This is a genomic window from Caulobacter sp. 10L414, from assembly GCF_056395525.1.
Window position 1 is genome coordinate 1 of sequence record NZ_JBFTJR010000029.1, and the last position, 26,542, is coordinate 26,542.

The window sequence follows — 26,542 nt, forward strand, 5'->3', positions numbered from 1 at the left end:
GCGCCGGGGCGCCGGGCGCCGGCCGTGGTCCTGGCGGCCCCGGCGGTCCGCGCGGTCCGCGTCCGGGCGTTCCGGCCTCGGCTCCGGCCACGCCGGAAATCCAGCGCGCCACCCGCTCGGCCCCGCGGCCCGGCGGCGGCCTGACCGATCGCCGTCCGGACGAGGATGACGATCGCCGCAAGGCCAACAACGCGCCGAACAAGGCCGTTTCGCGCGCCAAGGGCGCTCCGCAGCGCCGTGAAGGCCGTCTGACCATCCAGGCCGTGGCCGGTGATGGGGAGTCCGCCGACCGCATGCGCTCGCTGGCCTCGGTTCGCCGGGCCCGTGAACGCGAAAAGGAAAAGCGCCGTGGCGGCGCGGTCGAGCAGGCGCGCGTCGCCCGCGAGGTCGTGATCCCCGACGTCATCACCGTTCAGGAGCTGTCCAACCGGATGGCCGTGCGCGGCGTCGAGATCATCAAGTTCCTGATGCGTCAGGGCGTGATGCTGAAGATCAACGACGTCATCGACAACGACACCGCCGAGCTGGTGGCCACCGAGTTCGGCCACACCGTCAAGCGCGTGTCGGAAGCCGACGTCGAAGAAGGCTTCATCGGCGCCGAGGACCACGACGATCACCTGGAGGCCCGTCCTCCGGTCGTGACCATCATGGGCCACGTCGACCACGGCAAGACCTCGCTGCTCGACGCCCTGCGCGCCACCGACGTGGCCGCCGGCGAACACGGCGGGATCACCCAGCACATCGGCGCCTATCAGGTTCGCCTGAAGGACGGCCAGCGCGTGACGTTCCTCGACACGCCCGGCCACGCCGCCTTCTCGGCCATGCGCGCCCGCGGCGCCAACATCACCGACATCGTCGTGCTGGTGGTGGCCGGTGACGACGGCGTGATGCCGCAGACGGTCGAGGCGATCAAACACGCCAAGGCCGCTGGCGTGCCGATCATCGTCGCCGTCAACAAGATGGACAAGCCGGGCTCGGATCCGACCCGCGTGGTCAACGAGCTGCTGCAGCACGAGATCGTCGTCGAAAGCCTGGGTGGCGACACCCAGATCATCGAGGTCTCGGCCAAGGCCCGTACGGGTCTGGACGATCTGCTCGACGCCATCCTGCTGCAGGCCGAAGTGCTCGACCTGAAGGCCAACCCCGACCGCACCGCCGACGGCGTCGTGATCGAGGCCAAGCTGGACAAGGGTCGCGGCGCGGTCTCCACCGTGCTGGTCAACCGCGGCACGCTCAAGCGCGGCGACATTGTCGTCGCCGGCAGCCAGTTCGGCCGCGTTCGCGCGCTGCTGAACGAGCGCAACGAGCAGCTGACCGAGGCTGGTCCGGCCACGCCGGTCGAGATCCTGGGCCTGGACGGCGTTCCCTCGCCCGGCGAAGCCTTCGCCGTCGTGGAGAACGAAGCCCGCGCCCGCGAGCTGACCGAGTACCGCATCCGCCAGAAGCGCGAGAAGACGCTGGCCCCGGTGGGCGCCGGCGCTTCCATGGCCGACATGATGGCCAAGCTGCAGGACAAGAAGCTGAAAGAGCTTCCGCTGATCATCAAGGCCGACGTGCAAGGTTCGGCCGAAGCGATCATCGGTTCGCTGGACAAGATGGCCACCGACGAGGTCCGCGCGCGGATCATCCTGTCGGGCGCCGGCGCGATCAGCGAAAGCGACGTCATGCTGGCCAAGGGCGCCGGCGCGCCGGTCATCGGCTTCAACGTCCGGGCTTCGGCCCAGGCGCGAGCCCTGGCCGAACGCGAAGGCGTCGAGATCCGCTACTACGCGATCATCTACGACCTGCTGGACGACATCAAAGGCGTGCTCTCGGGCATGCTGGCCCCGATCCAGCGCGAAACCTTCCTTGGCAACGCCGAGGTCCTGCAGGCCTTCGACATCACGAAGATCGGCAAGGTCGCCGGCTGTAAGGTCACCGAAGGCGTGGTCCGCAAGGGCGCGAAGGTCCGGATCATCCGTCAGGACATCGTCGTTCTCGAACTGGGCACCCTGCAAACGCTCAAGCGCTTCAAGGACGAGGTCAACGAAGTCCCCGTCGGTCAGGAGTGCGGCATGATGTTCGCGGGCTTCCAGGACATCAAGGTCGGCGACACCATCGAGTGCTTCACCGTCGAGGAGATCAAGCGCCAGCTCGACTAGGCGTTTGACCTGAACTCAGCTTAGAGGAAGGCGCGGGCTTCGGTTCGCGCCTTTCTTGCGTTTGGTGGTGTGCGTCGATGGAAGTCGTCGGGGATATCGGGATCTTCGAGAGCCAGAAGGCCTGCGGGCCGCTGCGCAGGCATCTGTTCGGCGCCAAGCGCTTCCTGCCCTGGCTGATGCTGCTGGTCTACATGGCGGCCCTGCTGGCGGCGTCCTCCCTCGCCGACTGGCTGGCTCCCGGGACCGGCCTGCTGGGGCTGCTTGCCGTGGCGATCCCGGCCGTGCTGCTGTGGCGGCGGATCTGCGGCCGGATGGCGCCCAAGGCCTGGATGGCGCGCGGCGTGCCGATGCAGGTGGCCACCACCTACCGCGCCGACGAGGCGGGACTGACGATCGTCTGGCCCCACTATGAGACCCGCCTGGCCTGGGCCGGCGTTTCCCAGATCGCGCCGGGCCACAAGTCCTGGCTGTTCATCGGGCCGGGTCAGGCCTTCTTCCTGCCGGTGCGCTTCTTCGCCGACGCCGCGGCCGAGACCGCCTTCCTCAAGGCCTGCTACGACCGCCTCGATCCGGTCGCCCAGGCGCGGAGCAAGGATCTCGCCGCGCGTTTCGCCACCAGCCAGGCCTGAGGCTTGGCGCGAGCGACTGGAATTCGCCGGAATTGAGCGTTAGCCCTTGTCCATGCGCATCAAAGCTCTTCTCGCCCTGACCGCCGTCGCCGCCTCGCTGAGCGCCTGCGCCACGGCCGACCGCTATGACGCCGCCGGCGACGTGCACGCCCTGCTGACGGCGATCCGCAACAACGACCGGGCCACATTCGACAGTCTGGTCGATCACCGGGCCCTGACCGGCGCGGTCGAGGCTCGGCTGGTCGACGAGGCCCGCCGTTCGGGCCTCAAGGGCGGCTGGCAGGCGGCGATGATCGCCCTGGCCGGTCCGGCCGCCGACGTCGCCGGCGCGGCCCTGATCCGGCCCGAGGTGTTCCGCGCCGCGGCCAACTACTACGGCTACACGCCCGACAAGCCGATCCCCGGGCGCATCGCCATCGCTTCGGCCCTGCGTCCGGTCGGCGACGGCCGCGTCTGCGCCGCCAAGAAGGACGGCCCCTGCATGCTGACCTTCACCCGCGAGGGCGGCAGCTGGCGGCTGTCGGGCTTCGACGCCCAGGCCGTTAACCTGCAGCTCAAGCGATGAAGCCTGGCCTGCCCCTGTTCCTGGCCGCCACGGCGCTGCTCAGCGCCCTGGCCGGGCCCGCAGCGGCCGAGCGGCGGATGTTCTCCTACGACCCGATCTCGCCCGACGCGCGGCGACTGACCGGGGCGGGGGTGACGGTGCTGTTCGAGCAGGGCCTGCTCGGCGCCCGGCCGATCAAGGTGCTGGCCACCGGCGTGCCGGCCCAGGCCCTGCTGCGCAAGGGCAGCCAGAAGGACCTCGGCAAGGGCGGTCTTTCGGCGATGTCCGGCGTCGACGCCGACGCGGCGCTGTACGAGGTCGACGGAACGGCCGAGCAGGGCAAGGTCTATGTCCGCGCCTTCTGTCCCGGCTCCAAGCGCCTGTGGCTCAGCTTCAGCCGCATCGCCCTGCGCCACGACCTGCGCATCCAGGCCTTCGGCGACGATCCCAAGGCGGCCGGCCAGGCCCGCCTGTGCGGCACGCTGGACTTCTCCTATCGCGGCGAATGGCGCCTGCCGACCGGCGGTCCGCCCGATCCCAACGAGGACTGGACCGACAACCTCACCGGCCCGCGCTGAGGCCGGCTGTCGACCCTTCGAGGAAAAGCCGGGTTTCCTTCCTCGATCCGCGACGCTAGGGTCACGGCCATGATCGCGAGCGAACGCGGGACCCGGCGCTTTCAGCGCCGTCGCTCCCTGGGCACCAACGGACTCGTACGCAGCGCCTGACCGCTAGGGATCAGGCGCGGCGCCTTGGTGCGCCCAGACGACAGGCGGCCCCGAGCCGCCGAATGACGAAAAGACGAGCGGCCCGCAGGCGGCCGCACGATTGTCCCGACGAAGAAGACCTCATGACCATCGACACCCAAGCCTTGGCCGATCAAGACGGGGCCAAGCACGACTGGGCCGCGCGCTACTCCGCGCGCATGGCCGGCATCCGCGCCAGCGAGATCCGCGAACTGCTGAAGCTGCTCGAGCAGCCCGACATCCTGTCGTTCGCCGGCGGCATCCCCGATCCCGCCCTGTTCCCGGCCCAGATGATCCGCGAGGCCTATGCCGAGATCCTGGCCGACGGCGCCCAGGCCGCCCAGGCCCTGCAGTACACCGTCAGCGAGGGCCACGGCCCGCTGCGCCGTTGGATCGCCGAGCGGATGACCCGCGACGGCATGCCGTGCGAGCCGGAGAACGTGCTGCTGACCGCCGGCTCGCAGCAGGCGCTCGACCTGCTGGGCAAGCTGTTCCTGGATCCGGGCGCCGGCGTCATGGTCGCCCGGCCCACCTATCTGGGCGCGCTGCAGGCGTTCAACGCCTATCAGCCGGCCTATCTCGACCTGCCCGAGGGGGCGCTGGCCGGCGACCCGGCCGCGCGGAAGGCCGTGGAGGCCCGCAAGCCCCGCCTGGGCTACTTCGTCCCCGACTTCGCCAATCCCACCGGCGTCAGCCTGACCCTGGCCGAGCGCGAGGCGCTGCTCGACCTGGCCGAGGACCTCGACTTCCCGCTGGTCGAGGACGGCGCCTATCGCGAGCTGCGCTTCGGCGGGGAGGCCATCCCCTCGCTGCTGGCCCTCGACATCGCCCGCAACTGGTCGATCGAGGCCGCGCGCACCCTGTTCTGCGGCACCCTGTCCAAGACCCTGTCGCCGGCCCTGCGCATCGGCTGGATCTGCGGTCCGCGGGCGGCGATCGAGAAGCTGGTCCTGCTCAAGCAGGGCGGCGACCTGCACGTCTCGACCATCAACCAGATGGTCGCCCATCGCGTGGTGTCCGAAGGCTACGACCAGCACCTGGGCCGGCTGCGGGGCGCCTATGGCGGCCAGGCCCGCGCCATGCTGGCGGCGCTGGAGCGGCATATGCCCAAAAGCGTCTCGTGGATCTCGCCCGAGGGCGGCATGTTCGTCTGGCTGACCCTGCCGCCGGGCGTCGACGGCAAGGACCTGCTGGCCCGCGCCCTGACCGACATCCGCGTGGCCTTCGTGCCCGGCGCCCCCTTCTTCGCCGAGGCCCCGGCCGCCAACACCCTGCGCCTCAGCTATTCCCTGCTGCCGCCCGAGCAGATCGAGGAAGGCGTCCGCCGCCTGGCCGGGCTGATCGCAGGTTGACGGGGAGGGAGGTCACCATGACGGGATCAACAATGCGGTCGTGGTCGTCGCCGGGGGGCGCCACGACGCTCGAAAGCTTTGCGGGCTTCCTTCTGGCGATGACCTCGATCACGCCGCCTCGCGCCTCGGCCCGGCAGATGCTGGCCTTCTGCATCGTCGCAAGGGCCAATATTCGCAACGAGTCCATCAACCTGGCCGATCTCATGACGGCGGGCGGCGACGACGGCGACGGCAAGGCCATTCTCGGGCGCTCCATCGAGCGGACGTTCGGCCTGTTCATGGAGCCGACCAGGCAGAACCCGGACGGGCTGGGCTGGGTCACCCAAGAGCTGGATCCCGGCGACCGGCGCAAGAAGTACCTGAAGCTGACCGAAAAGGGCTGGGAGGCCGTCGCCACCATCACGGAAGGGACCTGGCGCGCTTCATAACGGACCCAGCAAGGCCGCGGGCGGGCGCTGGAAGCGCTTCCTGGCGGCCTGCCCCCAAGCGCCCAACCTGATTACCAAGTGCGCGCTCCAGGTCACAGTTTGTCCAAAATGCGACGTTTTAGCGTCGCCTAGATTGCAGCGACGCAGTTGAGGCGATTGACTAGCGCCCGCGGGAGGTTCGTCGCGCGCCAAGGGGGACTTGGTGGGGGGACGTGCCGTCGTGTCCGCAATCAAGGGCGAAAATCCTCAATGTTCATGCATCGTAGACACCTTCTAGCCTCGACGATCATCGCGGGGCTGGCGGCTGGCGCGGCTTTGCCCGCCATGGCTCAGGCCACCAGCGACAGCGCTTCGGCTTCCGAAGTCGAAGCCGTCGTCGTCACCGGCTCGCGCATCAAGCGCAACGAATTCAACAGCTCCGACCCCGTCCAGGTGGTCACCGCCGAGCAGGGCCTGCTCAAGGGCGTGGGCAGCACGGCCCAACTGCTGCAGTCGTCGACGATCGCGTCCGGCTCGCCGCAGATCACCTCGGCCATCTCCAGCGCCTTCGTCACCGACGGCGGCCCCGGTTCGGAAACCATCTCGCTGCGGGGCCTGGGGGCCAACCGCACCCTGGTGCTGCTGAACGGCCGTCGCGCCGGTCCGGCCGGCGTGCGCGGCGGCGTGTCCGCCTTCGACCTCAACGTGCTGCCGATGGCCGCCATCGACCGCGTCGAGATCCTCAAGGACGGCGCCTCGTCGATCTACGGCTCCGACGCCGTCGCCGGCGTGGTCAACATCATCACCAAGCGCGGCGCCGACGGCTTCTCGATCGACGCCTTCGCCACTCAGCCGCAGAAGAAGGGCGGCGAAGAGTTCCGCGGCAGCATCGGCTGGGGCAAGACCTTCGACCGCGGCACCTTCAACATCACCTACGACTACGCCAAGAAGGCCGAGCAGACCAACGGCCAGCGCAGCTACACCAACTGCGGCCAGCAATACATCTTCGACGCCAACGGCAAGCGTAAGGACACGATCGACCCGCGCACCGGCAAGACCCAGTGCCGCGACCTGCTGTACGATCAAGTCTGGCTCTACACCCTGCCGTCCTTCGACGGCACCAACGGCAAGATCCAGTACGACTACAACGGCAACCTGGGCCAATACATCCCGCAGTATCCGGGCGGTTCGAACGCCGGCGGCGCCTATCCGGGCCTGCCCCCCGGCTTCTTCATCGTCGGCGACAGCCTCGATCCGGCCAACCCGGACATGGGCGTGCTCGACTACAACAGCCCCTACAACCTGGCCAGCTCGCTGACCCCGCGCACCGAGCGCAACACGGTCTACGCCCAGGCCACCTTCGACGTCACCGACAACATCGAGGCCTATGCCGAGGTGCTGCTGAACCGTCGCGCCACCAAGACCAACGGCTACCGCCAGTTCTGGACCTACCTCTACACCGAAGACTACGGCGACCCCTTCAGCGCCGGCTTCACGGGCGACTTCGTCCTGAGCCCGACCGTGGTCACCCCGCGCAACCGCTCGGGTCAGAAGGTCGACTACCAGCGCTATGTCGGCGGCCTGCGCGGCGACTTCACCGGCATCGACTTCCTGAAGGGCTGGGACTGGGACATCTTCGCCCAGTACAGCCACAACAAGGGCCAGTACTCGCAGGACGTGATCCTGGCCGACGCCGTCTACAGCGCCGACGGCCGCACCGACTTCGGCACGGGGGGGCTGGCCAACGCCAACTCGATCCCGCGTCCGACCGCCTCGTGCGTCGGCTACAAGACCCCGATCTCGAACCGCGACTGCGTGGACGTGAACTGGATGTCGCCCGACTTCCTGGCCGGCAAGTACACGCCCGAGGAAGAAGCCTTCCTGTTCGACACTGAAACCGGTCGCACGATCTACAAGCAGTTCGCGATCGAAGGCTCGGTGTCGGGCAACCTGTTCACCCTGCCGGCCGGTCCGGTGGGCGTGGCGCTGGGCGCCTCGTATCGTCGTGACGAGATCAACGACACTCCCGGCGAGATCACCCGCGCCGGCAACATCTGGGGCGCCTCGGTCTCGGGCATCACCGCCGGCAAGGACAACACCAAGGACGTCTACGGCGAACTGAGCATCCCGATCCTCAAGGACGTGATGCTGGCCCAGTCGCTGGATCTGTCGCTGTCGGGCCGCTACACCGACGTCAATTCGTACGGCAGCGACACCACCTACAAGGTCGGCGTCAACTGGCGGATCATCCCGTCGGTGCGCCTGCGCGCCACCCACGGCACCTCGTTCCGCGCTCCGGCGCTGTTCGAGCTGTACAAGAATGCCGAGACCTCGTTCCTTAGCCAGCGCAGCCTCGACCCCTGCATCCGCTGGCAGGCGGCGCTGACGGCCGGCACCCTGCCGCAGTACGTCGCCAACAACTGCGCGGCCGACGGCATTTCGGGCACCTACACCGGCGCCGGCGCCTCGGCGACCATCACCTCGGGCGGCGGCGCGGGCGAACTGGAGGCCGAAACCTCCAAGGCCACGACCTACGGCGTGATCTGGACGCCGAAGTTCGCCGACCTGCAGGTCGCGCTCGACTACTTCGACATCGAGGTGAAGAACGAGATCGACCAGCTGGGCGCGGCCAACATCGTCAGCGGCTGCTATCGCTCGCTGAACTTCCCGACCGACCCGCTGTGCTCGCTGTTCGATCGCGGCCCGTCGAACCTGATCACGACGGTCACCGACAACTACCTGAACATCTCGACGCAGAAGAACCGCGGCATCGACCTGACGGTCAACTACAGCCACGACCTGCCGGCCGACATCCGGATGACCATCGACCTGCAGTCGACCTGGCAGCTGGAAGACAAGAAGGCGCTGTTCGCCGACTTCGTGGAAGACAACAACGGTCGTGTCGGCGATCCCGACTGGACCGGCCAGCTGAACTTCCGCTTCTCGCGCGGCGACTGGACCGGCTTCTGGGGCATCGACATGGTCGGCAAGGCTTCGGACGCCGAGTTCTTCGACGACCGCAACGCGGCCGGCACCACGTTCTATAAGATCCACACCGAGTTCACCGCCTACCACAGCCTCTCGCTGCAGAAGCGCTTCGAGGACTGGTCGCTGGTCGGCGGCGTGGCCAACCTGTTCAACGAGCTGCCCCCGCAGGTCACCATGGCCCAGGGCGACTACAACATGGTCGGTCGTTCGGTGCTGTCGTCGCAATACGACTACATCGGCCGCCGCGTGTTCCTGAGCATGCAGGCCAAGTTCTAGGGATCGGCGAGGGGCGGGGGCGCTGCGAGGCGTTTCCCCGTCCCGGGCCTTTTCGTCTATCGTCGGGCGGCGGAGCGATCCGCCGCCCGTTCTTTTGTAAGCAGCGGCCCCGCGTGGCCGCATCGGGGTCCTTCGTGAACGCCATCATCCGCGGCAAGCCCGACAATCTCGACGCCATCGGCGAGCGCTTCGACCGGGCGCGACTGGCCCAGCCGGTCTTCCTCAACAGCGTGCCCAAGGCCGGCACCCACCTGATCCGCAACATCATGCGGATGTTCGTCGCCCGCGATCAGCACTGGCCGGGCGAGTACATCCAGCACGCCCTGCTGGCCCGCAGCCGCGAGGCCTTCCGCCCCGACAAGCCGATGATCAGCTGGGGCCACATGCTGTTCTCCGACGAGTCGGCCGTGGCCCTGCGCGACGTGCGCCACATCGTGCTGGTGCGCGATCCCTACGACTGGGTCCTGGCCCGGACGCGCTTCTACCTGTCCGATGAGTTCCAGGGCCGCCTGAACCACATCAAGGACGGCGGGGCGGCGATCGAGGACGTCATCATGATGATGATCCTGGGCGCGCATGGCGCGGTGCCCGACCTGCGCGACGTGTTCAGCATGAACGCGGTCGCCTGGATGGGCTCGCGGGCCGTGATCGTCCGCTACGAGGACATCGTCGAGAACCTCAAGGATCTCGGCTCGCGGCGCGCCGAGGCCTTCTTTGGCCGCCTGCTGGCCGATTGCGGCCTCGAGCTGCCCGCCGACTGGCGCGAGCGCGTCGAGGCCGGCGCCGACCGCCGGGAGAGCCGTACGGCCAGCGAGAACCTGAAGGTGACGGCCGAGGTGCCCAAGGTGCTGTCGGACGTCCACAAGCGCGTCGTCGACTACCACGTGCCCGGCCTGCGGGCTCTGCTGGGCTACGCCTGATCCGGGATTGGGCCTGATCTGGAAATGGAAACGGCCGCTCCCTTTAGGGAAGCGGCCGTYTTGGTGGAGCTAAGCGGAGTCGAACCGCTGACCTCTTGAATGCCATTCAAGCGCTCTACCAGCTGAGCTATAGCCCCAAGGCCCGTCTGGAAATCGCGAAGACTTCCTTTCGAATTCCTTAGTCTCTCCGGCGGTTCCGAGTGGCTGTCCCCCGAAGAGGCGCGGAACCTATGCCGAGGTTTTTCCGGGATCAACCCCCTCGGCGAACTTTTTTTCGGGGTCCGGCCAAAGCCTTGTGGAGAACCCGAAAATCCGGGGTCGGATGGCTCCGACCCCGGAATTCGTGACTTAGCGGTCGTCGTCCTCGCCGTCCGGCAGGCCTTCGATCTCGTCGCCGAGGTCGTCTTCGTCCTCGTCCTCGAGGAACGGGACGTCGTCGCTGTCCTCGTCGCCGAGATCCTCGTCCTCGGCGAAGTCGACGCCCAGGTCGTCGCCGCCCGGCGCCGGTTCGGAGGTCGGATCGCCGTCCTCGTCGTCGGTTTCGGCGACGTCAGCCTCGGCGGCCTCGTCGATTTCCGGAGTCTCGTCGACTTCGTCCTCGTAGCCGTCCTGCTCCTTGGGAGCCGGGGCTTCCTTCTCGTCGTCGGCGTCGTAGTCCGGCGTGACGGCGCGGGCGCGGACGCGGCGCGACTTCAGGGCCTCTTCCGGGTCGAACTGCTCGCCGCACTTGGGGCAAACGGCCGGACGACGGTTGAGGTCGTAGAACTTCGATTGGCAGTTGGGGCAGATTTGTTTTGCGCCCAAGTCGGGATTAGCCAAGGCGGCGACCCTTTGATCCTGATGGGAAAAGCGGCGGCTGACTTGCCATGACGGGAGGCCGCTGTCAAAAGCAAACCCCTTCGCGAAACACCTATGTTGCAAGGAGCCGGTTTCGGCATGACCACGGCTGGATTGAAGAGCGCCCCGGGCGGGAGCCTTCGCGGTACGGTTCGGGCGCCTGGCGACAAGTCCATTTCGCACCGTTCGATGATCCTCGGCGCGCTTGCGAGCGGCACCACCACCATCGAGGGGCTGCTGGAAGGCGACGACGTCCTGGCGACCGCGCGGGCCATGCAGGCCTTCGGCGCGCGGGTCGAAAAGGAAGGCGTCGGCCGCTGGCGGGTCGAGGGCAAGGGCGGTTTCGAAGAGCCCTCCGACGTCATCGACTGCGGCAACGCCGGCACCGGCGTTCGCCTGATCATGGGCGCGGCCGCGGGCTTTGCCATGTGCGCCACCTTCACTGGCGACGCCAGCCTGCGCGGGCGCCCGATGGGCCGCGTGCTCGATCCGCTGGCTCGCATGGGCGCCACCTGGTTCGGCCGCGACAAGGGCCGCCTGCCGCTGACCCTGAAGGGCGGCTCCCTGCGCGGCCTCGTCTACACCCTGCCGATGGCCTCGGCCCAGGTGAAGTCGGCCGTGCTGCTGGCCGGCCTGCACGCCGAGGGCGGCGTCGAGGTGATCGAGCCGGAAGCCACCCGCGACCATACCGAGCGCATGCTGCGCGCCTTCGGGGCCGAGGTTCTGGTCGAGGACAAAAACGGCGTGCGCCATGTGCGCCTGCCCGAAGGCCAGAAGCTGAAGGGCACGCACGTGCAGGTGCCGGGCGACCCGTCGTCGGCCGCTTTCCCGCTGGTCGCGGCCCTGATCGTCCCCGGCTCGGAAGTGACGGTCGAGGGCGTGATGCTCAACGTGCTGCGCACGGGCCTCTTCACCACGCTGCAGGAGATGGGCGCTGACCTGACCATCTCGAACGTCCGCGTCGAGAGCGGCGAGGACGTCGGCGACATCACCGCCCGCCATTCGCAGCTCAAGGGCGTCGTCGTGCCGCCCGAGCGCGCGCCGGCGATGATCGACGAGTATCCGATCCTGGCCGTCGCCGCCGCCTTCGCCGACGGGCCGACCGTCATGCGCGGCATCGGCGAGATGCGGGTCAAGGAAAGCGACCGCATCGCCTTGACGGCGGCGGGCCTGCAGGCCTGCGGCGTCACGGTCGAGGAAGAGCCCGAAGGCATGACCGTGGTCGGCACGAAGGGCGGCAACCACCCGGTGCGCGGCGGCGGCCGGGTGATCACCCATGGCGATCACCGCATCGCCATGAGCCACCTGATCCTGGGCCTGGCCGCCCAGGAGCCCGTCGAGATCGACGAGCCGGGCATGATCGCCACCAGCTTCCCCGGCTTCGTGTCGCTGATGACGGGCCTGGGCGGCTCGATCGTCGAGGCCTGATCCATGGGCTTCGTGATCGCCGTCGACGGCCCCGCCGCCTCGGGCAAGGGCACCATCGCCTCGCGCCTGGCGGCCCACTACGGCCTGCCGATGCTCGACACCGGCCTGCTGTATCGCGCGGTCGGCGTCCGTCTGCTGGACGCCGGCGGCGACCTCGATGACGCCGCTGCGGCCGAGGCCTCGGCCCTGGGTCTGGATCTGGCCGAACTGGAGCGTCCCGAAGTGCGCACCCGCGCCGCCGGCGAGGCCGCCAGCCGCGTGGCCGTGCACCCCGGCGTGCGCTCGGCGCTGTTCGACCTGCAGCGCGCGTTCGCCGCCCAGGAGCCGGGCGCGGTGCTCGACGGCCGCGACATCGGCACGGTCATCGCCCCGGAGGCGCCGGCCAAGCTCTATGTCACCGCCAGCGCCGAGGTCCGCGCCGACCGCCGCTGGAAGCAGCTGACCGGGCAGGGCGAGAGCGTCACCTTCGAGGAAATCCTGACCGACATCAGAAAGCGCGACGAGCGCGACGGCGGCCGCAAGGACGCGCCCATGACCCAGGCTGTGGACGCTATCTTGCTTGATACGTCGGAAATGACTATATCCCAGGCCTTCGATGCGGCTCTCCGCATCGTCGAGACGGCGCGCGCCCGGTGAGGAAACTCCAAGGGCCAATCTAACGCCCGCCTCGCCGCCGCTTTGGAAGCGCCGGATCGCATCAAAAATCACTTCACCCGGAATCCCGAGAACCGTCATCCGACGGCGCTCATCCCAGGGCTTCCCACAACCCAGAGATCTTAGATCAGCATGGCTGACGATATGAGCTTCAACCCCACGCGCGACGATTTCGAAGCGCTCCTCAACGACTCCATGGGCGGCCGCGACTTCGCGGAAGGCTCCGTGGTCAAGGGCAAGGTCGTTGGGATCGAGAAGGACTTCGCGATCATCGACGTCGGTCTGAAGACCGAAGGCCGCGTCCAGCTGAAGGAATTCGGCGTCGACGAAGCCGGCAAGGCGACCATCAAGGTCGGCGACACCGTCGAAGTCTTCCTCGAGCGCCTCGAGAACGCCATGGGCGAAGCGGTGATCAGCCGCGAAAAGGCCAAGCGCGAAGAAGCCTGGACCCGTCTGGAAGGCGTCTACGCCAAGAACGAGCCGGTGATGGGCGCCATCGTCGGCCGCGTGAAGGGCGGCTTCACCGTCGACCTCGGCGGCGCCTCGGCCTTCCTGCCGGGCTCGCAAGTCGACATCCGTCCGGTCCGCGACGTCGGCCCGCTGATGGGCAAGGAACAGCCCTTCGCCATCCTGAAGATGGACCGTCCGCGCGGCAACATCGTCGTCTCGCGTCGCGCCATCCTGGAAGAAGCCCGCGCCGAGCAGCGCACCGAACTGGTGTCGCAGCTGCAAGAGGGTGAAATCCGCGAAGGCGTCGTCAAGAACATCACCGACTACGGTGCGTTCGTCGACCTGGGCGGCATCGACGGCCTGCTGCACGTCACCGACATGAGCTGGAAGCGCGTCAACCACCCGAGCCAGGTGCTCGCCGTGGGCGACACCGTGAAGGTCCAGATCGTCAAGATCAACCCGGACACCCAGCGCATCTCGCTCGGCATGAAGCAGCTGCAGTCGGATCCGTGGGACGGCGTCGAAGCCAAGTATCCGGTCGGCGCCAAGTTCACCGGCCGCATCACCAACATCACCGACTACGGCGCCTTCGTGGAGCTGGAAGCCGGCGTTGAAGGCCTGGTGCACGTGTCGGAAATGTCGTGGACCAAGAAGAACGTCCACCCCGGCAAGATCGTGTCGACCTCGCAGGAAGTCGACGTCGTGGTCCTGGACGTCGATCCGTCCAAGCGCCGCGTCTCGCTGGGCCTGAAGCAAGCCCTGGCCAACCCGTGGGAAGCCTTCGTCGAGGCTCACCCGATCGGTTCGACCGTCGAAGGCGAAGTCAAGAACGCGACCGAATTCGGTCTGTTCATCGGCCTCGACAACGACATCGACGGCATGGTGCACCTGTCGGACATCGACTGGAGCGTCGCCGGCGAAGAAGCCATGGCTCGCTACAAGAAGGGCGACGTGGTCAAGGCGAAGGTTCTCGATGTCGACATCGAGAAGGAACGCATCTCGCTGGGCATCAAGCAGCTGGCCGGCGACCCGATGTCGGGCGACACCTTCCGCAAGAACCAGACCGTCACCGTCACCGTCACGGAAGTCACCTCGGGCGGCATCGAAGTCCGCTTCGGTGAAGACGACGCCCCGATGACCGCCTTCATCCGCAAGTCGGACCTGTCGCGCGATCGTCAGGAACAGCGCCCCGAGCGCTTCGCCGTGGGTGACCGCGTCGACGCTCAGATCACCAACGTGGACAAGGCCGCTCGCCGCGTCTCGCTGTCGATCAAGTCGCTGGAAATGGCCGAAGAGAAGGAAGCCATCGAGCAGTTCGGCTCGTCGGACTCCGGCGCTTCGCTGGGCGACATCCTGGGCGCCGCTCTGCGTGAGCGCGCCACGAAGGACTAAGCTTTTTCCCTCACGGGTTTAAGCTGAAGACAGGCGGCGGTCGGAGCAATCCGACCGCCGTTTTTCTTTTGCGCGAACTCTTGGCCGTGCTGCCTGGAATTGTATGGTCCCGCTTGTCTGAGTAGTTGGCAGGGACCCTCCATGTTCAAATCTTCCGCGCTGGCCCTTCCGGCCGCCGCCGTCGCCGCGATGTGGACTGGTCACGCCGCCGCCGCCGACAAGCCCGTCTACGCCGCGCCCGTGGCCTGGGTGGACGTCGCGCCGATCCCCGCCGTCCAGGCCGGACCCGAGACCCCCGCCACCCAGGTGCTGCTCGACGACAGCCAGACCAGGCTCGAGCGCTCGGGCGGGACCTTCTACAGCCGCCGCGTCGTCCGCATCGTGAAGACCGAGGGGCTGTCGGGCTCCGGTTCGCGCTCGGTGTCGTGGAACCCGACCGCCGAGACGGTCACCCTGCACACCCTGGCCATCCGCCGCGGCGACCAGGTCATCGACCTGCTGCAAGGCGGCAAGGACGTGCTGGTCATCCGGCGCGAGACCAATCTCGAACGCGCCATGCTCGACGGCCGCCTGACCGCCAGCATCCAGATCAAGGACCTGCAGGTCGGCGACGTAATCGACTGGGCCTACACCGTCCATCGCACCGAGCCGCTGCTCGACAATCGCGGCCAGACCTTCGAGCGCATGGGCTGGGCCGGCAAGATCGGCCGCTACCGGGTGCGCATCGAGTGGCCGCAGGACAATCCGGTGATCTGGAAGGCCTCGACCGGCTTCCCGCAGCCGGCCGTCGCCAAGGTCGACGGCTTCACCCGCCTGAACGTGGATCTGACCGACGCCGAGGCGCCCAAGGCCCCGGCCGGCGCGCCGCTGCGCTTCCTGCGGGTCGGCGAGCTGCAGGCCTCGACCTATGCCGACTGGGCCGAGATCTCGCGGCGCATGTACCCCCTCTACGACAAGGCCGCGCAGTTGGCGCCGGACTCGCCCGTGCGGGCCGAGATCGCGCGCATCGCCGCCCAGACCAAGGACCCGAAGGAGCGCGCCTTCGCGGCCCTGCAGCTGGTCGAGGACAAGACCCGCTACCTGGCGCTCAGCATGGGCGACGGCGGCTACCGGCCGGCCCCGGCCGACGAGACCTGGGCCCGCCGCTTCGGCGACTGCAAGGGCAAGACGGTGCTGCTGCTGGCCCTGCTGCGCGGCCTGGGCGTCGAGGCCGAGCCGGCCATCGTCTCGACCAGCGGCGGCGACGGCATGGACGAGCGCGTGGCCGCCGCCGGCCAGTTCAACCACATCATCGTGCGCGCCCGCATCGACGGGAAGAGCTACTGGCTGGACGGAACGCGCGCGGGCGACAAGGGCGGCCTCGACCGCTTGCGTCCGCCGGGCTTCCGCTGGGCGCTGCCGGTGCGCGCCAAGGGGGCGAGCCTGGAGCCGGTCGAGCAGCCGCCGCTGGCCGAGGCCCAGAACGACAACCGGCTGCACATCGACGCCTCCGCGGGCCTCGACAAGCCGGCGCAGGTGCGGGTCGACATCCTGATGCGCGGCGACATGGCGCGGGGCTTCTCGCGATCGCTGGAAACCGCGCCCAAGGCCGACGTCGAGCGCGGGCTCAAGCAGACCCTGTCCAAGTCGATGAGCTGGATCACGCTGGAGACGGTGGAGTGGAAGCAGGCCGAAAGCGGCGACCTCTCCATCACGATGACCGGGACGGGCGCGCCGGAATGGCGGCTGAACGACGACCTGGGCGTGCGTGAACTCAAGCTCGACGAGGGCGAGGGCTCCGGCGCGGCCTTCCCGCGCCGCCAGCCGGGCCCCAACGACACCGCGCCCTTCGCCCTGCGCTATCCCATCTTCACCCGCAGCTCGATCGAGGTGGTGCTGCCGGGCAAGGGCGAGGGCTTCAGCGTCAAGGGCGTCAACGGCGAGGACGCCGCTACCGGCTACCGCGTGGCCAAGTCGGCCAAGGTGGTCGACGGCGTCGCCCGATTCGAGACCGAGACCCGCGGCGAGGCCAGGGAACTGCCGTTCGCCCAGGTCGACGCGGCCAACGCCGCCATCCGCAAGGCTGCCTACGACGTTCGCATCGTCCGGGCGCCGAAGGGCCTTTAGATAACGGCTCGCAACCTTTTCCTTGAAGATTCCGGCCTGCTTGGGCAAAGGTCGCGGCGCGCCGCTCCCTCGGCGCAGGGGATATCGATGATCAAGTCTGAACTCATCGCCAGGCTCGCGAACGAAAATCCGCACCTGACGCAGAAGGATGTCGAGCGCGTCGTGGGCGTCATCCTGGAGCGGATGATCAACGCCCTGGAGGCCGGCGGTCGTGTCGAGCTGCGCGGCTTCGGGGCCCTGTCGGTGCGCTCGCGCCCGGCCCGCGCCGGTCGCAACCCGCGCACGGGGGAAACCGTCGACGTCCGCGCCAAGCACGTGCCGTTCTTCAAGAGCGGCAAGGAACTGCGCGCCCGCCTGAACGCCGAGTAGTCGGCAGGCCGACTCTCTTGCCCCTGGCGGCGAACCGGCTCAGCCTTTCGGCGTTCCGGTTAGCCACGAGGGGATTTGCGCATGAGCATCGTCAAGGAATTCCGCGAGTTCATCGCTCGCGGCAACGTCATCGACCTGGCCGTCGGCGTGATCATCGGCGCGGCCTTCAACGGCATCGTCAAGAGCCTGGTCGACCAGGTGATCATGCCGCCGATCGGCCTGCTGACCGGCGGGCTGGACTTCTCCAAGCTGGAATGGGTGCTGCGGGCCGAGGATCCCGCCACCGAGGCGATCGAGAAGGTCGCCATCCAGTACGGCGCCTTCATCAACACGCTGATCCAGTTCTTCATCGTCGCGGCGGTGGTGTTCCTGCTGGTCAAGCTGGTCAACCAGATCCGTCGCGCCGACGCCGCCGAACCGGCTCCCGAGGCGCCGGCCGCGCCGACCCCGGAAGAAAAGCTGCTGACCGAGATCCGCGACCTGCTGGCCAAGCCGGCGGTGGCCGCCGTGGCTCCTGCCGCGGAAAAGCCCGCCCCGGCCCCGAAGGCGGCCGCCGCGCCCAAGGCTCCGGCCGCAACCAAGGCCCCGGCCAAGAAGCCGGCCGCACCGCGCAAGCCGAAGGGCTAAAAGGAAACCTCTCCCATAGGGAGAGGTGGACTCGGGGTTGAAGGCCCGGATCTCAGAAATCCACCGCCACGCCCTTGCGCTCCCAGTCGCCGAAGCGCGTGGGCTCGGGGCCGTCGCGGCCGCCCTTCTCGGCGGGCAGGGCGCTGGCCGCTTCGGCCTCGCGACGAGCGGCGGCCTCTTCCAGCGCGCGGCGGGCGGCCGGGCTCAGATCCTTGCCGGGCGCGGCGCCCAGGCGGGCCAGTTCAGGGTCCTGAACCTCGGAAAACGGGGGAGAAAGATCGTCGGACATGGTGTTTCATAGCACGCAAGCGTCGATGGAGCATCCAAGGGGCTTGCGCTTTGGCGCATTGCGGGGCACGGCGGGGCGGTGACTCAGGAACTGAACGACGGCCTTCCCGCCCGGGAAGCGGCCCTCGCCCTACTCGACGCGGCCCTTTCGCGCCGCGGCGGCCTCGACGAGGCCGCGACGACCAACGCTTTCCGCGCCCTGGAGCCGCGTGAGCGCGCCTTCGCGCGCGCGCTCGCCATGGCCGCCCTGCGCCGTCTGGGGCCCGTGGATCGGGCTCTCGCCGCCAAGCTCAGCAAGGAGCCGCCGCCGCGCGTGCGCAACCTGCTGCGGCTCGGCGCGACCCAGGCCTTCTTCCTCGACGTGCCCGCCTTCGCGGCGGTGGCCACCAGCGTCGAACTGGCCGGGGCCAACAAGGCCAGCCGTCCGTTCAAAGGGCTGGTCAACGCCGTGCTGCGCGGCCTGCTGCGCGACGGCGCTCCGCCCGACGACCCGTCGACCCTGGTGCCGCCGTGGCTGTTCGCCCGCTGGGCCGGCGCCTGGGGCCAGGACGACGCTCGCGCCTTGGCGGCCGTGGTGGCCGAGGAGCCGGCCACAGACCTTTCCCTCAAGCCCGGGACCGATGTGGCCGCCCTGGCCGAGGCCATCGAGGCCGAGGTTCTGCCCGGCGACACCCTGCGCACGCGCCGCCGCGGCGACGTCGCCGGCTGGCCCGACTTCGAGGCCGGGACCTGGTGGGTGCAGGACGCCGCCGCCGCTATTCCGGCCCGCCTGCTGGACGTGAAGCCCGGCGAGACCGCCGTCGACCTCTGCGCCGCGCCGGGCGGCAAGACCCTGCAGCTGGCCGCCACGGGGGCCAAGGTCGTGGCCGTCGACCGTTCGGCGGCCCGCCTCAAGCGCGTGACCGAAAATCTCGCCCGCATCGGCCTGGAGGCCGAGGTCGTGGCCGCCGACGCCTCGACCTGGGACGACGCGCGCACCTTCGACGCCGTGCTGCTGGACGCCCCGTGCTCGGCCACCGGCACCTTCCGCCGTCACCCCGACGTGCTGTGGGCCGCTCGCCCCGGCGACGTGGCCAGCCTGGCGACCGTGCAGTCGGCCCTGCTGGACAGCGCCGCCAGGCGCACCGCGCCGGGCGGCCGGCTGGTCTATTGCGTCTGCTCGCTGGAGCCGGAGGAGGGCGAGGCCCAGGTCGAGGCCTTCCTGGCCCGGCATCCGGACTTCTCGCTGTCGCCGATCGGCGCCGGCGAGGGCGGCGCCCCCGAGGCCAGCCTGACCGCCCGCGGGACGCTGCGCCTGCTGCCCCATCATCGCGAAGGGGGCCAGGACGGCTTCTTCGCGGCCCGTTTCGTCAAGGCCGCGTAAGGCTGGAACTCAACCGCTCGCTTGTAGCGCGAGCCTTTGCCCGGTAAGCCAAGAACACCATGACCGCGCCGATCATCGCTCCGTCGATCCTCGCCTCCGACTTCGCCAAGTTGGGCGCCGAAGTGGCCGCCATCGAGGCGGCCGGCGCCGACTGGGTGCATGTCGACGTCATGGACGGCCATTTCGTGCCGAACATCACCCTGGGCCCCGACATCGTCAAAGCGATCCGGCCCCACGCCAAGATCCCGTTCGACGTGCACCTGATGATCAGCCCGGCCGACCCGTACCTGGAGGCCTTCCGCGAGGCCGGGGCCGACATCATCAGCATCCACCCGGAAGCCGGCCCGCACCTGCACCGCTCGCTCAAGCGCATCCGCCAGCTGGGCGCCAAGGCGGGCGTGGTGTTCAATCCCTCGACCAGCCTCGACCACGTCGAATGGATCCTCGAGGACGTCGACCTGGTGCTCGTAATGTCGGTGAACCCCGGCTTCGGCGGCCAGAGCTTCATCCCGGGCCAGCTGCGCAAGGTGGAAGCCCTGCGCAAGATGATCGACGCCCAGGGCCTGGACATCATCCTGGAAGTCGACGGCGGGGTGACCCCGGTCACCGCGCCCCAATGCGTCGCCGCCGGCGCCACGGCCCTGGTGGCCGGCTCGGCGGTGTTCAAGGGCGGTCCGGACGCCTACGCCGCCAACATCAGCGCGCTCAAAGGGGGCTGACGCCACGGCATGACCGGCGCGCCCGCCACGCCCTCCGCATCCAAGCCCGCCGGGCGTCCCCTGCGGCGCGGAGTCGTGTTGGCGCGATCGGTCTCGGCCTCGGCCCGCTCGGCCGTCGAGCGCGAGTGGTTCGGCTCGCCGCCGCATCGCGCCCTGATCACCGCCCCGCGTCCTGTCGGCCTGTCGGCGCGCCCGCACGACCCTCGCCCCGTCGACATCCAGCGCGGCCGCCAGCTGCTGGACGGCGTGCTGACCCTGCATGACGAGAGCCTGAAGGTCGGGGCCGAAGGCGACCCCTTCGACACCCCCAGCCCCTCGCGCGCCTTCGCCGTGGCCCTGCACCGCTTCGACTGGCTGCCGGGCCTTCTGGCCCAGGGTCCCGAGGGCGCGCGCCGGGCGCTGCGCCTGATCCAGGACTGGCGCCGGGTGTTCGGAACCTGGAACGCCTTCTCGTGGTCGGGCGAGTGCCTGGAGCGCCGCACCTTCCACCTGGCCTGCGCCGCCAAGACCCTGTCGCCGGGCGCCTCCGACGCCGAGACCGCCGCCTTGGCGCTGGACGTGGCCCGCGGCGCGCGCCAGCTGATGAAGGCCTCTGACGCCCCCGACCGCGCCCTTGAGCGGGCGGTGGTGGTGGCCGTGGCCGGCACGGCCCTGGTGGGCAAGGCGGCCGACCGGCTGATGGCCGAAGGCCTGCGCCGCATCGCCCGAGACATCGACGCCATCGTCCTGGCCGACGGCGGCCATGCCTCGCGCTCGCCCGAGGCCGGGCTGGAGCTTTTGTTCGACCTGCTGACCCTCGACGACGCCCTGGGCCAGCGCGGCCGGCCGACGCCCGAGGCGATCAGCCGGGCCATCGACCGCCTGTCGTCGGGCGCGCGCTTCTTCACCCTGGCCGACGGCAAGCTGGCGGCCTTCCATGGCGGCGAAACGGTCGAACCGGCCCGCATCGCCGCCGCCCTGGCCCATGACGACCATGGACCGCGCCCGCCGATGGACATGCCGCACGCCGGCTTCCAGAAGATGCAGGGCGGCGCGATCCAGGTGCTGGCCGACGCCGGCGCGCCCCCGGTCGGCGCGCTCAGCCGCTCGGCCTGCGCCCAGCCGGCGGCGCTGGAGATCGTCTGCGGCAAGGACCGGCTGATCACCTCCAGCGGCTGGAGCCCCGAGGCCGCCAACGCCCAGGCTTTCCGCCTATCTGACGCGGCCTCGACGGTGTCGGTGGGCGAGGGCTCGGCCGGACGGCCGCTGTCGGGCTTCCGGGCCGCGGCGCTGGGTCCCTGGCTGGTCGACGGCGCCACCAGTGTCGAGTCCCGCCGCCACGACGGCGAGCAGGGCGTCTGGCTGGATATCGTCCACGACGGCTGGCGACGGCTGGGCCTCAAGCACGCCCGTCGCCTGTTTCTCGATCTGGCGGCCGACGAGTTGCGCGGCGAGGACAGCCTGATCCCGATGGCCGAGGCCAAGGCCGACGGTCCGCGCCGCTATCACCCCTTCAAGATCAGCTTCCACCTGCACCCCAACGCCCGCGCCTCGCTGGCGCGCGACGGCAAGAGCGTGCTGATCAAGGGTCCGTCCAACGTCGGCTGGTGGCTGCGCAACGACGCGCCCGACGTCGCGGTCCTGGCCGCGCCGCACTTCGACCACGGCCATGCCCGCCAGGCCGGCGTGATCGTGCTGAAGAGCCAGGTCCGCGCCGAGAAGGGCGCCAGGATCCGCTGGAAACTGGCCCGGGCGACGGATCACTAGAAATCTCCCTCTCCCAGAGGGAGAGGTTTTTCATGATCAATCCAGCGACCTGTCCTTCGTCTCCGGCAGCAGGAACGCCGTCACCAGTACGCTGATCAGGGTGAAGAGCACCGGGTACCAGAGCCCGGCGTAGATATCCCCGACGGCCGCGACGATGGCGAAGGCGCTGAAGGGCACGAAGCCGCCGATCCAGCCGGTGCCGATGTGATAGGGCAGCGACAGGGCCGTGTAGCGCACGCGGGTGGGGAAAAGCTCGACCAGGGCCGCGGCCAGCGGGCCGTAGAGCGCCGTGGCCCCGATCACGAACACCAGCAGCACGCCGAACACGCCCCAGATGTTCATCCGCTCGGGATCGGCGGTGGTGGGATAGCCGGCCTTCGCCAGGGCCGCCTTGATCGTGGCCTCGCCGGCGGTCTTCACCGCCTTGGCTTCGGCGGCCGGCAGGCCTGTGGCGCTCTTGGAGACGATGCGCGTGTCGCCCACCTGGACGACGGCCTGCGAACCGGCCGGACCGGCCTGGTTGGCGTAGGAGATCCCTGCATTGGCCAGGGCGCCCTTGGCGATGTCGCAGGACGAGACGAAGGCGGCCTTGCCGATGGGGTCGAACTGCAGGGCGCAGTCGGCGGGATCGGCGGTGACGCTGACCGGCGCCTTGGCCGAGGCTTCGGCGAGGGCCGGGTTGGCGGCCTTTTCCAGGAGGTGGAAGCCGGGGAAGTAGAAGGCCAGGGCCAGGGTCATGCCGGCCAGCATCACCGGCTTGCGGCCGATCCTGTCCGACAGGGCGCCGAACACGACGTAGAGCACCGCGCTGACCGCCGCGGCGGCCATCATCAGGGCGTTGATCGTGCCGGGCGCGACCTTGAGGAACTTTTCCATGAAGGTCTGGATGTAGAAGAAGGTGGTGTACCAGACCGCCCCCTGGGCCGACATGACGGCGAAGAAGGCCAGTAGCACCAGTTTGAGGTTCTTCCACTGGCCGAAGGCCTCGGCATAGGGCGCCTTGGACGCCGCGCCCTCCTCCTTCATCTTGGCGAAGGTCGGGCTTTCGCTGAGCTTCAGCCGCATCCACACCGAGACCGCCAGCAGGCCGATCGAGACGGCGAAGGGGATGCGCCAGCCCCAGGCGTCGAAGGCCTCCGGTCCGACGAGCGCGCCCAACGCCCAGCGGGTCGCCAGGATGACGAGCAGCGCCGCGAACAGGCCCAGCGAGGCCGAGCTCTGCACCCACGAGGTCGCCCGGCCGCGCTGTCCGGGCGGGGAGTGTTCGGCCACGTAGATGGCGGCCCCGCCGTATTCGCCGCCCAGCGCGAAGCCCTGCACGCAGCGCAGGATGATCAGCAAGATCGGGGCGATGATCCCCGCCTGCTGGAAGGTGGGCAGAAGGGCGATGGCGAAGGTGGCGCCGCCCATCAGAAGCACCGTGGCCAGGAACGCGCCCTTGCGGCCGGCCTGGTCGCCGATCTTGCCGAAGACGAGGGCGCCGAGCGGCCGGAACGCGAAGCCCACCCCGAACAGGGCCAGGGCCGCCACGTAGCCGGCGGTGTCGGACAGGCCCGTGAAGAAGGTCTTGGAAATGACCTGGGCCAGGCTGCCGAAGATGAAGAAGTCGTACCACTCGAAGGCCGTGCCGGCCGACGAGGCCGCCACCACCGTGCGCATCGACGCGCCCTTTTCCTTCGCGGCGCCGGCTGTCGTGTCCGTCATGCGGATCCCCCTAATTGGCAGGAGGATTAGACCGTAACGTCGGTCGCTGAAAAGGGCGTCGATCGCGTGACGTCGTCAGGCGGCGGCCGTCTCGGCCGCGCCGGCGGCCTCGGCCACCCTGACGATCTCGGCCAGCAGGGCGGTGGGCGAGATCGGCTTGGCCGCCACGCCGTTCATGCCGGCGGCCAGATAGGTGGCCCGCTGGTGGGCCAGGACGTTGGCGGTCAGGGCCACGATCGGGGTGGCGCCGACCGGGCCGGGCAGGGCGCGGATGCGGCGGGCGGCTTCCAGGCCATCGACGCCGGGCATCTGCACGTCCATCAGGATCAGGTCGAAGCCGCGCATCGCCGCCTCCACGCCCGACAGCCCGTCCTCGGCCGTCTCGACGTCGGCGCCGAGCATCTCCAGGATGCGGCGGGCGACCATGCGGTTGGTGGCGTTGTCCTCGACCACCAGGATCTTCAGGCCCTCCAGCATCTTGTCGCCGTCGGCCTCGTCGCGGGGCGCGGTCTGCACCGGCGGCGCGCTGATCGACAGGCTGAAGGTTGAGCCCTCGCCCTCGACCGAGCTGAACTCGACCTCGCCGCCCATCATCTGGGCCAGGCGCCGGGTGATGGCCAGGCCCAGGCCCGAGCCCCCAAACCGCCGGGTGGTGCTGGCGTCGGCCTGCTGGAAGCGCTGGAACAGGCGCTGCTGCGCCTCCTGCGGGATGCCCACGCCGGTGTCGGAGACCTCGAACACCAGCCTGTCGGCGCCGGCCCGGCGCAGGCGCAGCGACACCGAGCCCGACAGGGTGAACTTCACCGCGTTGCCGACCAGGTTGAACAGGGCTTGGCGCAGGCGGGTGGGGTCGGCCAGCACGATGCCCTGGTCGGGCGCGTCGACCACCAGGGCCAGGCCCTTGTGCTCTGCCTGGGCGCGCAGCAGGCGCGCGACGCTGTGGACGAGGTCGGCCGGGTCGATCGGCTCGGGCGCGACGTCCAGGCGTCCGGCCTCGATGCGTGAGAAGTCGATGATGTCGTCCAGCAGGGTCGACAGCATTCGGCCGCAGGCCAGGGCCTCGCCCAGCAGGTGGTCGGCTTCCGCCGACAGCCCCTGGCGCTTGAGCAGGTGGATGACCCCCAGCACCCCGTTCATCGGCGTGCGAATCTCGTGGCTCATGTTGGCCAGGAACTGGGCCTTGGCCTCGTTGGCCGCCTGGGCGGCGCGTTCGGCCTCCACCAGGGCCAGTTCGGCGCGCTTCTGCTCGTCGATGTCGAGCACCAGGCCGTAGGCCTTGCTGACCCGGCCCGAGGCGTCGCGGCGGATCTCGTGGAACAGGCGGATCCAGCGCTCCTCGCCGTTGGGGCGGACCACGCGGGCGTCGAAGGCCCGCTCGCCCCAGCGACCGACGGCGCCGGCGGCGTAGACGGCCGCGACGTCCTCGGAGCGGATCATCGGCCAGATCGCCTGGCGCACGTCGTCGAAGGTGATGCGCTGACCCAGGATCCGGTGGAATTCCGGCGAGCCCCAGAAACTCTTCTCGGCGTGGTCGATCTCGTAGACGCCGGCCTGGGCCGCGCCGAGGGCGGTCTTCAGCCGCCGGGCGTTGGCCCGCGCTTCGCGGCGGGCGTCGGCCAGGGCGGTGACGTCGTCCATGTAGGTGATCACGCCGGCGATGGCGCCGCTGGCGTCGCGCCAGGGCCGGGCCTCGCAGCGCAGGCGGTGTTCGCGGCCATGGCCGTCGGTCAGGCTGTCCTCGCGGCGCACGACGGTCTGGCCGGTCAGCGCCCGCTCGACAGCGGCGACGAAGCGCTTGCGCGCCCCGTAGGTCAGGTCGTGCAGCGACTTCCCGATGACCTCGGCCTCGGTGGCCTGGAAGATCTCCAGGAAGCGCGGGCTGACCACGGTCAGGCGCAGTTCGCGGTCGTAGAGGGCCACGGCGAAGGGCGCGCCTTCGACCAGCTTGCGGGCCTTCTCCTCGCCCCAGCGGGCCAGGTCGCGATCGCGGGCGACGTCGGTGATGTTCTGCGAGATGCCGCGCAGGGCGAACACCCCGCCGGGGCGCGGCTCGGTCTGGAAGGTGGCGCGGAAGGCGAACTTCTGGCCGGTGGCGCCGCGCATGTGGTGCTCGATCGTGCCGCCCTGGCCGGTGCGCACGGCGCGGGCGAAGGTCGCCCGCACGCGGCCGCGCTCGGGCTCGTCCAGCCGGGCGTAGAAGGCCTCCGGCGTCGACACCTCCTCGGGGCGCAGGCCGGTGAGGCTGAGGATGTCGCTGGACCACTCGATGCGGTCGGCGACGGGGTCGAAGCTCCAGACGCCGACCCCGGCGGCCGAGGCCAGCATCTCGCGCGTGCGGCGCGAGACGGCCTGCTCGGCCTTGCGGGCCACCTCGGCCGAGACGTCGCGCAGGGTGCCGACGATCTCGCCGGCGGGACCCAGGCGCGCGTGGGCCTCGAGCCAGACGCGGCGGCCGTCCTTGCAGACCATGCGCACCCGCATCACCGCCCCGCCCATGCCGCGGATCACCTTGCCGGACTCCAGCAGTTCCTGGTGATCGGCGGGATCGACGAACTGCAGGGGCGATTGGCCGATCAGATCGGCGGCGGTCCAGCCGGTCAGGCGGGTCCAGGCCGGATTGACGGTGGCGAAACGGCCATCGGCCACGACTGCGAACAAGTCGTGGGCGTTCTCGAAGAACCACTGCGCGCTCTCGGCCTGGCTCAGAGGCGCGGGCGGCGTATCTGGCGAGGACGGCGAGGACATCCCAGCTCCCGGCGGAAGGTGAGGCGGATTGTCACGCCCAAGGGTAAACTTAAGGTTGGCGTGGCGGCGAGTTGGGGAGAAAGATTCCACCCGGCCGCGTGGGGCGGGGAG

Annotated in this window: 20 protein-coding genes, 1 tRNA gene and 1 pseudogene; 17 read left to right on the plus strand and 5 right to left on the minus strand. The window is 69.5% G+C overall.

Annotated features, from left to right (window positions below; translation table 11 throughout):
* The 8 genes from infB to AC1DCG_RS13270 form a co-directional block, all read left to right on the plus strand.
* Positions 1 to 2,141: translation initiation factor IF-2 (gene infB, locus AC1DCG_RS13235; RefSeq protein WP_477041515.1), on the plus strand; the 2,141-nt coding region annotated here is incomplete at its 5' end.
* A gap of 77 nt (positions 2,142 to 2,218) precedes the next feature.
* Complete coding sequence (locus tag AC1DCG_RS13240) at positions 2,219 to 2,770, plus strand: YcxB family protein (protein WP_477029675.1); 552 nt, start codon at positions 2,219 to 2,221, stop codon at positions 2,768 to 2,770.
* Positions 2,771 to 2,822: 52 nt separating this feature from the next.
* Positions 2,823 to 3,335, plus strand: coding sequence for a DUF2939 domain-containing protein (locus AC1DCG_RS13245; protein WP_165258711.1), 513 nt, complete (start codon positions 2,823 to 2,825; stop codon positions 3,333 to 3,335).
* On the plus strand, positions 3,332 to 3,892 hold the full coding sequence (locus AC1DCG_RS13250) for a hypothetical protein (RefSeq protein ID WP_477029676.1): 561 nt from the start codon (positions 3,332 to 3,334) through the stop codon (positions 3,890 to 3,892). The genes AC1DCG_RS13245 and AC1DCG_RS13250 overlap by 4 nt, the downstream gene beginning before the upstream one ends.
* Positions 3,893 to 4,164: 272 nt before the next feature.
* On the plus strand, positions 4,165 to 5,412 hold the full coding sequence (locus AC1DCG_RS13255) for an aminotransferase-like domain-containing protein (protein ID WP_477029677.1): 1,248 nt from the start codon (positions 4,165 to 4,167) through the stop codon (positions 5,410 to 5,412).
* A gap of 17 nt (positions 5,413 to 5,429) precedes the next feature.
* Positions 5,430 to 5,840, plus strand: coding sequence for a hypothetical protein (locus AC1DCG_RS13260; protein WP_477029678.1), 411 nt, complete (start codon positions 5,430 to 5,432; stop codon positions 5,838 to 5,840).
* 255 nt (positions 5,841 to 6,095) lie between these two features.
* Positions 6,096 to 9,083, plus strand: coding sequence for a TonB-dependent receptor domain-containing protein (locus tag AC1DCG_RS13265; protein WP_477029679.1), 2,988 nt, complete (start codon positions 6,096 to 6,098; stop codon positions 9,081 to 9,083).
* A gap of 134 nt (positions 9,084 to 9,217) precedes the next feature.
* Complete coding sequence (locus AC1DCG_RS13270) at positions 9,218 to 10,003, plus strand: hypothetical protein (RefSeq protein WP_165258719.1); 786 nt, start codon at positions 9,218 to 9,220, stop codon at positions 10,001 to 10,003.
* Positions 10,004 to 10,064: 61 nt separating this feature from the next.
* Here the strand turns inward: AC1DCG_RS13270 and AC1DCG_RS13275 are convergent.
* Positions 10,065 to 10,140 (minus strand) — tRNA-Ala (locus AC1DCG_RS13275).
* 211 nt (positions 10,141 to 10,351) lie between these two features.
* The gene (locus AC1DCG_RS13280; protein ID WP_165258721.1) at positions 10,352 to 10,822 is read right to left on the minus strand and encodes a TIGR02300 family protein; all 471 of its coding nucleotides are present in this window, start codon (positions 10,820 to 10,822) and stop codon (positions 10,352 to 10,354) included.
* Between the two features lie 117 nt (positions 10,823 to 10,939).
* On the opposite strand from AC1DCG_RS13280, the gene aroA reads away from it, so the two are divergent.
* The 6 genes and pseudogenes from aroA to mscL form a co-directional block, all read left to right on the plus strand.
* On the plus strand, positions 10,940 to 12,268 hold the full coding sequence (gene aroA, locus AC1DCG_RS13285; protein WP_165258723.1) for a 3-phosphoshikimate 1-carboxyvinyltransferase: 1,329 nt from the start codon (positions 10,940 to 10,942) through the stop codon (positions 12,266 to 12,268).
* Positions 12,269 to 12,271: 3 nt separating this feature from the next.
* Complete coding sequence (gene cmk, locus AC1DCG_RS13290) at positions 12,272 to 12,904, plus strand: (d)CMP kinase (RefSeq protein WP_477029680.1); 633 nt, start codon at positions 12,272 to 12,274, stop codon at positions 12,902 to 12,904.
* A gap of 150 nt (positions 12,905 to 13,054) precedes the next feature.
* Positions 13,055 to 14,764: a 30S ribosomal protein S1 gene (rpsA, locus tag AC1DCG_RS13295; RefSeq protein WP_116489146.1), complete on the plus strand. Its 1,710-nt coding sequence runs from the start codon at positions 13,055 to 13,057 to the stop codon at positions 14,762 to 14,764.
* A gap of 141 nt (positions 14,765 to 14,905) precedes the next feature.
* Positions 14,906 to 16,870 carry a DUF3857 domain-containing protein gene (locus tag AC1DCG_RS13300; protein ID WP_477029681.1) on the plus strand — a complete coding sequence of 655 codons (1,965 nt, stop codon included), beginning with the start codon at positions 14,906 to 14,908 and terminating at the stop codon, positions 16,868 to 16,870.
* 87 nt (positions 16,871 to 16,957) lie between these two features.
* Complete coding sequence (locus AC1DCG_RS13305) at positions 16,958 to 17,239, plus strand: integration host factor subunit beta (RefSeq protein WP_058348974.1); 282 nt, start codon at positions 16,958 to 16,960, stop codon at positions 17,237 to 17,239.
* An 81-nt stretch (positions 17,240 to 17,320) separates the two neighbouring features.
* A pseudogene (gene mscL, locus AC1DCG_RS13310) lies at positions 17,321 to 17,731 on the plus strand (large-conductance mechanosensitive channel protein MscL); the annotation flags it as partial.
* Between the two features lie 187 nt (positions 17,732 to 17,918).
* On the opposite strand, the gene AC1DCG_RS13315 reads toward mscL, so the two are convergent.
* Positions 17,919 to 18,155 carry a DUF1674 domain-containing protein gene (locus tag AC1DCG_RS13315; RefSeq protein ID WP_165258730.1) on the minus strand — a complete coding sequence of 79 codons (237 nt, stop codon included), beginning with the start codon at positions 18,153 to 18,155 and terminating at the stop codon, positions 17,919 to 17,921.
* 78 nt (positions 18,156 to 18,233) lie between these two features.
* On the opposite strand from AC1DCG_RS13315, the gene AC1DCG_RS13320 reads away from it, so the two are divergent.
* From AC1DCG_RS13320 to AC1DCG_RS13330, 3 genes are read left to right on the plus strand one after another with little or no spacing between them, the layout of a single operon-like run.
* Complete coding sequence (locus AC1DCG_RS13320) at positions 18,234 to 19,517, plus strand: RsmB/NOP family class I SAM-dependent RNA methyltransferase (RefSeq protein WP_477029682.1); 1,284 nt, start codon at positions 18,234 to 18,236, stop codon at positions 19,515 to 19,517.
* A 59-nt stretch (positions 19,518 to 19,576) separates the two neighbouring features.
* A complete protein-coding gene (gene rpe, locus AC1DCG_RS13325) occupies positions 19,577 to 20,236 on the plus strand; it encodes a ribulose-phosphate 3-epimerase (protein ID WP_277793431.1) in 660 nt (219 codons plus the stop codon).
* A 9-nt stretch (positions 20,237 to 20,245) separates the two neighbouring features.
* Positions 20,246 to 21,982, plus strand: a complete 1,737-nt coding sequence (locus tag AC1DCG_RS13330; RefSeq protein ID WP_477029683.1) for a heparinase II/III family protein — start codon at positions 20,246 to 20,248, stop codon at positions 21,980 to 21,982.
* A gap of 36 nt (positions 21,983 to 22,018) precedes the next feature.
* Here the strand turns inward: AC1DCG_RS13330 and AC1DCG_RS13335 are convergent, their stop codons facing one another.
* Positions 22,019 to 23,686 (minus strand): MFS transporter, encoded by a 1,668-nt coding sequence (locus tag AC1DCG_RS13335; protein ID WP_477029684.1) that lies wholly within the window; start codon positions 23,684 to 23,686, stop codon positions 22,019 to 22,021.
* A gap of 75 nt (positions 23,687 to 23,761) precedes the next feature.
* Positions 23,762 to 26,431 (minus strand): PAS domain S-box protein, encoded by a 2,670-nt coding sequence (locus AC1DCG_RS13340; protein WP_477041516.1) that lies wholly within the window; start codon positions 26,429 to 26,431, stop codon positions 23,762 to 23,764.
* Between the last annotated feature and the right edge of the window lie 111 nt (positions 26,432 to 26,542).